The organism is Chromobacterium aquaticum, assembly GCF_021129195.1.
GTDB classification, from domain to species: domain Bacteria; phylum Pseudomonadota; class Gammaproteobacteria; order Burkholderiales; family Chromobacteriaceae; genus Chromobacterium; species Chromobacterium aquaticum.
The window spans coordinates 1-10,210 of record NZ_JAJOHW010000131.1; the positions used below are offsets into that span (position 1 = coordinate 1).

At 64.5% G+C, this 10,210-nt stretch carries 7 protein-coding genes; 3 read left to right on the forward strand and 4 right to left on the reverse strand.

Going from position 1 to position 10,210, the window contains the following annotated elements; translation table 11 throughout:
* Nucleotides 1-407, forward strand: a 407-nt coding sequence (eda, locus tag LQT98_RS18870; protein ID WP_231464294.1) for a bifunctional 4-hydroxy-2-oxoglutarate aldolase/2-dehydro-3-deoxy-phosphogluconate aldolase, incomplete at its 5' end; no start/stop codon positions are given.
* 184 nt (nt 408-591) lie between these two features.
* Complete coding sequence (locus LQT98_RS18875) at nt 592-1,413, forward strand: HDOD domain-containing protein (protein ID WP_048408065.1); 822 nt, start codon at nt 592-594, stop codon at nt 1,411-1,413.
* A gap of 205 nt (nt 1,414-1,618) precedes the next feature.
* Here the strand turns inward: LQT98_RS18875 and LQT98_RS18880 are convergent, their stop codons facing one another.
* Entirely contained in the window at nt 1,619-3,532 is a 1,914-nt protein-coding gene (locus LQT98_RS18880; RefSeq protein WP_048408064.1) for a ribonuclease catalytic domain-containing protein, read from the reverse strand.
* A gap of 113 nt (nt 3,533-3,645) precedes the next feature.
* Between LQT98_RS18880 and LQT98_RS18885 the strand changes: the two genes are divergently transcribed.
* The gene (locus tag LQT98_RS18885) at nt 3,646-5,235 is read left to right on the forward strand and encodes a diguanylate cyclase (protein ID WP_231464296.1); all 1,590 of its coding nucleotides are present in this window, start codon (nt 3,646-3,648) and stop codon (nt 5,233-5,235) included.
* A 275-nt stretch (nt 5,236-5,510) separates the two neighbouring features.
* Here LQT98_RS18885 and LQT98_RS18890 read toward each other — a convergent pair whose 3' ends face one another.
* The 3 genes from LQT98_RS18890 to argH all read right to left on the reverse strand — a co-directional run bounded on the left by LQT98_RS18890 (nt 5,511) and on the right by argH (nt 9,945).
* Nucleotides 5,511-6,278, reverse strand: a complete 768-nt coding sequence (locus LQT98_RS18890) for a DeoR/GlpR family DNA-binding transcription regulator (protein ID WP_043639141.1) — start codon at nt 6,276-6,278, stop codon at nt 5,511-5,513.
* Between the two features lie 120 nt (nt 6,279-6,398).
* Nucleotides 6,399-8,006, reverse strand: coding sequence for an EAL domain-containing protein (locus LQT98_RS18895; protein WP_231464298.1), 1,608 nt, complete (start codon nt 8,004-8,006; stop codon nt 6,399-6,401).
* 553 nt (nt 8,007-8,559) lie between these two features.
* Nucleotides 8,560-9,945 (reverse strand): argininosuccinate lyase, encoded by a 1,386-nt coding sequence (gene argH / locus LQT98_RS18900; RefSeq protein ID WP_231464300.1) that lies wholly within the window; start codon nt 9,943-9,945, stop codon nt 8,560-8,562.
* Nucleotides 9,946-10,210: the final 265 nt, after the last annotated feature.

Below are 10,210 nucleotides of genomic sequence, written 5' to 3' on the forward strand. Positions count from 1 at the left end.
ACGTGGAAGCCGCCATCGACGCCGGCGCGCAATTCGGCGTCAGCCCCGGCTTCACCCCGGAGCTGGGCGCTGCCGCCCGCGCCGCCAATCTGACGCTGATTCCCGGCATCGCCACCCCGTCCGAGGCGATGCGCGCCCAGGACGAGGGCTTCACCATCCAGAAGCTATTCCCGGCCGAGGCCGTGGGCGGCGTCAAGCTGCTCAAATCGCTGGCCAGCCCGTTCTCCGATCTGCGCTTCTGCCCCACCGGCGGCATCGACATCAAGAAAGCGCCGGAATACCTGGCGCTGCCCAATGTGCTGGCCGTGGGCGGCAGCTGGCTGACCCCGGACGACGCCATCGCCAACCGCGACTGGGACCGCATCACCCAGTTGGCGCTGGAAGCCAGCCAACTGCATAGGAATTAAACGACGTTGCTTCTTTACAGGGCCTCCCGGCCCTGTTTTTTTTGGTGGGCCGCCCGCCGCCGGCCCGCCCCTGTCCGGTTTTGTCCTTCCTTTCCCCCGCCAATTGCCTAAGCTCAAGAAGCAGGACTTCATCGCCTGCCGGCCCACGCCCGCGCCGGCGACGGCTCACCTATTGGAGACCCCTATGCAAGTGGCGGAAATATTTGAAAAAGCGTCGGGCAAGCTGCCCATGGTGCCCAAAGTGGTCCAGGAACTGGTGGCCAGCTTTCACCGCACCGACGTGAACATAGACGACATTACCGACAAGGTGGGACATGACCAAGTGCTGACCGCGCGCGTGCTGCGGCTGGCCAATACCGCGCGCTTCGGCGGCAGCCGCCGCGTGGGCTCGCTGGACGACGCCATCGTCCTGCTCGGCTTCGACAACCTCAGGGTGCTGGTGATCGCCTCCGGCGTGACCGGTGCCACGCTGGGCATCCAGGGCTTCGACATGAAGGCGTTCTGGCAGCGCAGCTTCGCGATGGCCAACGCCGCCAAGCGGCTGGCCAAGCTGGCCCGGCTGGACCCGCAGCTGGGCTATACCTGCGGCCTGCTGTCCAATATCGGCGAACTGGTGCTCTATGTGGCGGTGCCGGAACAGGCGCTGCAAATCGACAAGATCGTCGCCGGCGGCGCCGATCGGGTGGCCACCGAGCGCATGCTGCTGGGCATGGACCTGACCGAGGTGGGCGCCGAACTGGCGCGGCGCTGGAGTTTCCCGGACGAAATCCAGGAAGCCATCTTCAACCAGCATGATCTGCTGAACGAGGAAGTGTCGCCGTACGCGCTGCTGATCGGCCTGGCCTCCTTCATGATTTCCGGCTTCAGCCACGCGATGAGCGAGGAAGACATGCTGGCGACGCTGCCGGCCAATGTGATGGAGCGCGCCGGCCTGAAACGCGAGGACCTGGCCGCGGCGCTGCCGGAGTTGCGCGAGGCGTGCACCGCGCTGGACGAGATGTTCTGAGAACTTGTTCAAAGTCTGCTGCGCTTCGGCGATACGGCGAGTGCCGCTTCGAAATGCTCATGTACCGTATGTACACTCCGCTTTCTTAGCCGCAACGCCTTGTCTCGCTCTTGCTCGCGAGATTTTGAACAGGCTCTAAGCCTCCTCCGGCCGGACGCAAAAAAGGCGGCCCAAGCCGCCTTTTCACACCTCTCGCAGGGCAGACTCAACCGGCCTGGCCGTCCGCCTCGCCCGTCTCCGGCTCTGCTTCGGACGCCTCGTCCTCGGCGGCGTCGACATGGCCGAGCACACCCACGCAGCGCAGCTCGATCTCCTGCATCAACTCATCGATGCGGATCACCGACAGCTGGATGCGATCGCCGCGCGCCAGCTCCGGCAGGCCCGGGATGCGCACCCGCATCGGCAGGCCGTCGATGCGCACCAGGTCCTCCTTGATGAAGGTGGCGGTGGGCGCGCTGATGCCTTCCTGACTGAACCAGCGCAGGCACCAGAAATGCTCCATCCGGTCCTGGAAGCCCAGGTAGGCGGAGTAAGTGGTGTCGAAGTCGCGCAGGATGGCGAACAACATCGCGTCGCCCTGCTCGAACTGCGGCTTCTCGCCACGGATCATCGACATCAGCTGACGCTGGTTGATGAAGTCGGTGGCGCGGCGCAGCGGCGATGTCGCCCACGCGTACTGGGCGACGCCCAGGCCGGTGTGCGGCTCCGGCCGCGTGGTCATCCTCACCTTGCCCATGCTCTGCGCGCGGTACATGCCGGGAATGTCGGCCTCGGCCAGCATCCGGCCCCACTCGCTATTGGCCAGGATCATCAACTCGGACACCAGCTTGTCCATCGGCGCGCCGCGCTTGCGCAAGGTGATCAGCACCTTGCCGTCGACCACGTCGAAGTTGTAATCCATCTGCACCGGCCGCGTCGGATCGTACTTGCCGCGGCGCTTCTCCAGCGCTTCGGCGAACTGCCAGAACCAGATCAGCTCCTGCTTGAACGGATAGTCCACGCCAGGATCGCAGGCCAGCGTTGCTTCATTGAAGAACTGCTCCAGCGCGCCATGGCGCAGGTTGGCGGCGATATGCACCTTCTCGATGCGGTTCTCGTAGGCCACCGGCTCGAACTCCGGCGTCACCTCCACGTAGAGGCTGAGCGCCGGGCAGTCGTGGCCTTCCTTCAGCGTGAACATCTCCACCAGGTCGTCCGGCAACATGGTGATCTTGTCGCCGGGGAAGTAGACGGTGGACAGGCGCGACAGCAGCAGCTTTTCCAGCGGCGAATCCAGCCCGATGCCCAGCGAGGGCGCGGCGATGTGGATGCCGACGCGCTTGTTGCCGTTGGGCAAGTCCTGCACCGACAAGGCATCGTCGATCTCGGTGGTGTTGGCGTCGTCGATGGAGAAAGCGCGCACCGGCGACAGCGGCAGATCTTCCGGCAACGCCGGCAGCTCGTACTTGCCGAAGCCGCGGCCCTTGGGGAAGAACTCCAGCATGAAGCCGGCCATCAGGTAGTCCGGCACCGAGGAAATGCCGCCGGCCTTGTCCGCCAGCCGCAGCGGCGGCAGGTTGAGTTCGCGCGCGGCCTGATCGAAGGCCTTGAACTCCAGCGTGTTCTTGTCGGGTTTCCACAACAATGTCATCAACTGGCTGCGGATCGCCTCCGGCAGCTGGCCGGCTTTCAGCTCGACCACCCACTGTTCGATCTGCTCCTGCTCGCGCTTCTTGCGCTCCAGCCCGGCCAGCGCCGCCTTCAACGCCTCTTCCGGCGCCTTCTTGTAGCGGCCCTTGCCCTTCTTGTAGAAGTACATCGGCGCGCCATACAGCCGCGACACAATGGCGGCGGACTCCGCCGCCGACGGCGCGTGGCCCCAGTAATCGGCAGCCAGCGCCTCATAGCCGAACTCATCGTCCGGGCAGCATTCCCACAGGAAATCCAGGTCAATATCCGCGGCAAGTTGCTCTACCATGGGCAGAAAATCGCCCAATGCGGAGCTAAACTCCAGGAAAACATTCGCCGCCTTGATCTTGGCGCGCTTGCCATGCTGGGTATCCACTTGCAGACTAGCGTCATTGCGCGAAACGATGCTGCCGACCTTAAAGCCGCCGCTCTCTTCGTAAAAAACGTTCATTAAAAATTTTTGCCAGGCCGTTGCAATCCAACGGCGAATTATAACAGCGCGCCTCAGGCGCGGCTTCAGAACTTGAATATTGGACGACCGGGTCCACCGGGGAATACTCGATCATGTCGCAACATCAGGCTTTCAAACAACGTGTGCACCTGGCACAGGAAATCGATCGCATCGGCCACATGCTGGTCACGCGCTGGGAGCGGCCGCTGGCCGCCCACCTGCTGTCATTGATCCTGCGGCTGGAAGATCTGGTGCGCGAGCAGGATCTGAACGAAATCACCGGGGAAATCCAGACCCTGTCGCGGCTGCTGCAAGGCTGGATCCAACAGCCGCAGAGCCAGCCGTCGGAAAACGAGCGCTACAACCGCCTGCGCCATCACCTGGGCCTGGTCAGCCAGCTGGGCATGATGGAACGCAAGGACGGCCTGCCGGAAATCGACTACGACAATCTGCTGGGCGGCGGCCTGGTCACCCTCTATCTGTGGCTGCCGCAAGACGTGGACGCCACGCCGCTGATCCAGCAGCTGTCCTGCTACGGCATCCACGCCAAGGTGATCCAGCAGGCGGCCAAGCTGGCCCAGGCGCTGCAGGACAAGGCGCCGGAAGCGGTGGTGGCCTTCACCGAATTCGCCGCCAACGACCCCATCCTGCTGCTGGCGCCCACCATCAGCAGCATCTGCCCGCTGATCCTGACCTCGCCGCTGCACGATTTCCAGGCGCGGCTGGCGGCGGTGCGCGCCGGCGCCGGCAGCCTGCTGGACTGGCCGCTGCAGGCGCATCAGCTGATAGATCAATTGAGCTTCGGCGATCTGGGCGAGAAACGCGAGCCGCTGCGCGTGCTGATCGTGGAGGACATGGAATCGCTGGCCGGGCTCTACTCCAGCGTGCTCAACGCCCAGGGCGTGGAAACGCGCGAGGAAACCCAGCCGGAGCGGGTGCTGGAAATGATAGAGCAATTCCGCCCGGACCTGATCCTGATGGATATGTACATGCCGCAGTGCAGCGGCATGGAACTGGCCAAGGTGATCCGCCAGCAGCGGCTGCTGGACGGCATCCCGGTGGTGTTCCTGTCGGTGGAGAAACGCCAGGCGGTGCAACTGGACGCGCTGACCCTGGGCATAGACGGCTTCCTGACCAAGCCTGTGGCGCCGGAAGAACTGATCGTCACCGTGATCAACCGCGCGCGCCGCTATCGCAAGCTGCGCTCCTACATCATCAACGACAGCCTGACCGGCCTGCTCAACCACTCCCATCTGCACGGCCAGCTGGAATACAGCATCCAGCGCGCGCGCCGCGAACAGCGCGCGCTGTCGCTGGCGATGCTGGACCTGGATTTCTTCAAGGCCATCAACGACAGCCACGGCCACCCGGCCGGCGATGAGCTGCTGATCAATCTGGCGCGCTTCCTCAAGGAGCGGCTGCGCAGCAGCGACCTGGTGGGCCGCTACGGCGGCGAGGAATTCGCCATCGTGCTGCCGGGCACCAGCCAGCAGCAGGCGCTGGAGCTGATGGATCAGCTGCGCCAGGATTTCAGCCAGATCCAGCAGCGCGCGCCGGACGGCGATTTCCGCCAGACCTTCAGCGTGGGCATCAGCTCGCTGGCCAGCGCCGGCTCCAGCACCGAGCTGGTGCAGCAGGCCGACGAAATGCTCTACCTGGCCAAGGCCAACGGCCGCAACCGGGTGGAAACCATGCCGGGCTGAGTCCGGCCCGGACGCGAAAAAGCCCGGACCACCGAGAGGTTCCGGGCTTTTTTTCGGCCGCGGCGCTTAGCCCCGCATCCAGGATGCCTGTTTACGATCCGCGTTCTCAAAACCTGTTAACGCCGTATCGCCTAAGAACCTGTTCAAAGTCTCGCGAGCAAGGGCGAGACAAGGCGAAAACGAGCGAAAAAGCGGAATGTACATGTGGTACATGAGCATTTTGAGCTCGGTTTCAACGCCGTATCGCTGAAGCGCGGCAGGCTTTGAAAAGCTTCTCAGGCCTCGGTCAGCACCAGGCGCACGCCCTGCTCTTCCAGCAGCTTGGTCACCGGCTCCGGCGGCAGCGAGTCGGTGAACACGGTGTGGAATTCACTGATATGGCCCATGCGCACCAAGGCGTTGCGGCCAAACTTGCTGTGGTCCGCCGCCAGGTAGCGGTGACGGGCATTGGACATCATCGCCTGCGCCACCCGCACTTCGCGGTAGTCGAAGTCCAGCAGCGAGCCGTCCGGCTCGATGCCGGACACGCCGATGATGGCGTAGTCCACCTTGAACTGATTGATGAAGTCCAGCGTGGCCACGCCGGTGATGCCGCCATCGGACGCGCGCACCGTGCCGGAGGTGATCATCACCGTGAAATCCGGGTTGGTGGACATGATGGAAGCAACGTGGATGTTGTTGGTGATCACCCGCAAACCCTTGTGCGTGCTGGTCAGCGCCTGGGCCACCGCCTCTATGGTGGTGCCTATGCTCATGAACAGCGAGGCATGATCGGGGATGCTGCTGGCGATCATGTCGGCGATATGCGCCTTTTCGCTCTGGAATTTTCCTTTGCGCGCGAAATAATCCTCGTTCTCCACGCTGCTGCCCAGCGCGGCGCCGCCGTGGTAACGGCGCAACAGATTGGCTTCGCACAGCTGATTGATATCGCGGCGGATGGTTTGCGGGGTGACATCGAGCAGCCTGGCCAACTCTTCGATCGGCATGAAGCCGTTTTCGCGGACCAGCTGCAGAATCTTGTCGTGACGGGGTGAGCGGCTCATAACTATTCGGAATCGAAAATCACGTCACTTTAGTAACATATTTTGCGGGTCAGCGGCAAACAGAACCACTATTCCAGCTTGATATCGGCCAATAGTGTTCGTTTATTGCGTATTTTTTACTCAACCAGCCGCCTGTCCCTCCTCTTGCGGCTCCTTCAGCCGCGCCAGGAAATCGCGCAGTTGCTCCAGCGGCATCGGCCGCGCCAACAGATAACCTTGCAGATAATGCACGCCGCTCTGCTGCAGATAGGCGCGCTGCTGCTCGGTTTCCACGCCCTCGGCCACCATGGTGATGCGCAGTTGCTTGGCCAGGTCGATGATCATCTCCAGGATGCGGTTGGCGATGGAATCGCTGCCTATCGCCGCCACGAACACCCGGTCTATCTTCAGGTGATCGGCATGGATGCGGTTGAGCTCGGCCAGGCTGCTGTGGCCGGTGCCAAAATCGTCGATGGCGATCTGCACCCGCATCCGCCGCAGCGCGGCCATCACCTGCTGGCTTTGCGGCGTCACCCGGATAGGCTCGCGCTCGGTCACTTCCAGCACCAACCGCGGCGGCGCGTCCGCGAAGTGTTGCAAAAACGTCCGGCAGTCATCCACCAGCTGCGCGTGCTGCAGATGGCTGGGCGATAGATTGAGCGCCACGAAGAAGCGCTCGGGCAGGGACAGCGCGGCCATGTCGGCGGCCACCCGCCGCATCAGGTAGCGGGTGATCTGGATGATCATGCCGGAGGCCTCCGCCACCGGGATGAACAAGTCCGGCGGCGCCAGGCCCTGGCGCGGATGCTGCCAGCGCAGCAGCACCTCCACTCCCATGCAACGGCGGCCGCAGGCGTCGAACACCGGCTGGTAGTAAGGCAGGAACTCCTGATTGCGCAGCGCCAGCTGGATTTCGCCGCTGACCGAGCCGCGCTTGCGCAGATAGCCCAGCAGCAAGGCCGCGCCGACCACGCCCACCGGCAGCAACAGCAGCAAGGCGCGCAGCAGGCGCGCCGACGCGCCGCTCCACAGGTAATCGGCGTCCACCCAGCTTTGCACCGCCAGCGGATAGCGCTTCGACGCCGCCATCACCCGCAGCGCCGCGTCGGCGGGCACGCCGGCGACGCCCGCCTGGGTCGACAGCACCGCCTGCTGGCCGTTCAACACCAGCAGCGAGCCGCTGCGGCCGTCGTCGGCCTGTCCCGGCAGCAGCGGACTGAAATAAGCCAGCTCCACGCTGGCGACGACGCCCTGGCCCTGCCCGGTCAGCAAGGTGCGCATCAGGAAGGGGCGCTTGGGATACAGCGGCCCGGAACCCTGGCGGTAGATCAGCTGCCGCGGCGCCGACGGCGTGAACGGCAGCACCGTGTCCTGCGCGCCCAGCACCGAGGTGCAATACAGGCGGCGGCCGTCCAGCAAACCCAGCGAGCGAATATAGGGATCGAAGGCCGCCAGCGACACCAGCCGGGCACGCGCCTGCCGGCAAGGCTGCCCGGCCAGCGGCGCGGCCTCGTCCAATGAGCGGTCCACCTGGCCGAACACCTGGTCCACCGAACGCACCGCGCGCGCCGCGGCGCTTTGCAATTGCGCCTGCACGTCCAACTGGTAGCGGTTCCAGGTCAGGGGCAGGCCTATCGCCGCCGGCAACAGGGCCACCAGCAGCACCAAGGCCCATTCCGCGGCATTGAGGCTGCCGCGGAATTGATTGCCTCGGCTGATCAGGTGACGGAAGCGATGGCGACTAAACACGTTGTTCCCCGGCGTGACGGAATGACAAGGGACAGCCTTGCGCCTGGGCCATGACCACGCGCGACCATCCGCGTCATGGCTGACGCTGGCGAAGAAATCATGAAAAGGCGGGGGCTGTCAGGATGAGGGGCGGCCGGGTCTTGCCGCGCCGCCCCGGAGGAGGTTCGAACACCCGCCGCGCGGCGCGCGGCGCCGCTGTCGTGCGAAGCCCTCGAAGTCAGGCGCTAAAGATAACGGTTTAGTCCGAGTCGGAAAAGCTAATTAGAAAGATTTATTTAATAAAATGTCTTTGATTGACTAGATATTGATATAAATTGCCGCAATCGGCCATGCCATCGCGCTAGGCCGGGCCGCCGGAAAAGAACAAAGGGCCGCGCACCGCCGAAACCGGCGGCGCGCGGCCCTGTCGTGATCAGGCTAGACCGGCGCTTAGCACCTGTTCAATGTCTGCTGCGCTTCAGCGATACCGCGTTAAAAACCAGCTCAAAATGCTCATGTACCACGAGCACGGCAAGTCGGCGCAACGCCGCATCAGGGGCTTGGTTAGCCGCTCTTATTCGGCCCGCAGGCGCTGGCGGTGGCGCTCGATCTGCAAGCGCACCTGGCGCGGCGCGGTGCCGCCCACGTGGTCGCGCTGCGCCAGGCTGCCTTCCGGGCTCAGCACCGCGAACACATCGTCCTCGATCAAGGGCGAGAACTCGCGCAGCTTGGCCAGCGGCAGATCGGCGATGTCCACGCCCTGCTGCTCGGCGTGGCGCACCGTCAGCGCCACCACCTCGTGGCTGTCGCGGAAGGGCACGCCCTTTTTCACCAGGTAGTCGGCCAGATCGGTGGCGGTGGCGAAGCCTTGCAGCACCGCCGCGCGCATCGCCTCCGGCTTGACGGTGACGCCGCGCATCATGTCGGCGTAGATGCGCAGGGTGTCGATCAAGGTGTCCGCGGTGTCGAACAGCGGCTCCTTGTCCTCCTGGTTGTCCTTGTTGTAGGCCAGCGGCTGCGCCTTCATCAGCGTCACCAGCGCGATCAGATGGCCGACCACGCGGCCGGACTTGCCGCGCACCAGCTCCGGCACGTCCGGGTTCTTCTTCTGCGGCATGATGGAGCTGCCGGTGCAGAAGCGGTCGGCGATGTCGATGAAGCCGACGCGCGGGCTCATCCACAGGATCAGCTCCTCGGACAGCCGCGACAGATGCACCATCACCAGGCTGGCGGCGGCGGTGAATTCAATCGCGAAGTCGCGGTCGGACACCGCGTCCAGCGAGTTGTGGCAGACATCGTCGAAGCCCAGCAGCTGGGCGGTGTAATGGCGGTCGATCGGGAAAGTGGTACCGGCCAGCGCCGCCGCGCCCAAGGGCAGGCGGTTGACGCGCTTGCGACAGTCGCTCATGCGCTCGGCGTCGCGCGCCAGCATTTCCACATAGGCCAGCATGTGATGGCCGAAGGTCACCGGCTGCGCCACCTGCAAATGGGTGAAGCCGGGCAGCACGGTTTCGGCGTGCTGCTCCGCCAGGTCCAGCAGGCTGTGCTGCAGCTCGCCGATCAGGCCGACGATGGCGTCGATCTGCGCGCGCAGCCACAGGCGGATGTCGGTGGCCACCTGGTCGTTGCGGCTGCGGCCGGTGTGCAGGCGCTTGCCGGCGTCGCCGATCTTGTCGGTGAGCCGGCGCTCCACGTTCATGTGCACGTCTTCCAGATCCACGCTCCACTCGAAGCGGCCGGCGCGGATATCGTCCAACACCTCAGCCATGCCTCGTCGGATCGCAGCCAGGTCTTCGGCGGACAGCACGCCGGCGCGCTGCAACATGGCGGCGTGGGCCAGCGAGCCCTCGATGTCGAATTCGGCCAATCGTCGGTCGAAATCCACCGAGGCGGTGTATTTCTTGACGAGTTCGGATACCGGCTCCGAGAAACGGCCGGACCAGGCGTGTTGATCTTGCATGGCAATGCTTTCTACGATGGCTGCGGACGAAAAACTTGGCGAAACTCCGGGGGCGCGCGGCGCCGCCGGGAATCCCCTACTATGCCAGCGGCGAGCGCCTTCGGCCAGTGCGGGTTTTCCTTGCTATGATGCGGCTATCCTATTTCCCCCCGCGCCCTCATGCCGCCACCGCCGCCCTCCAACCTGCCCGACTACCGCAACCTGGGCGTGCAACTGCGCGCGCTGCTGCTGCTCGGCCTGTTCCTGCTGGGCGGCCTGCTGCTGG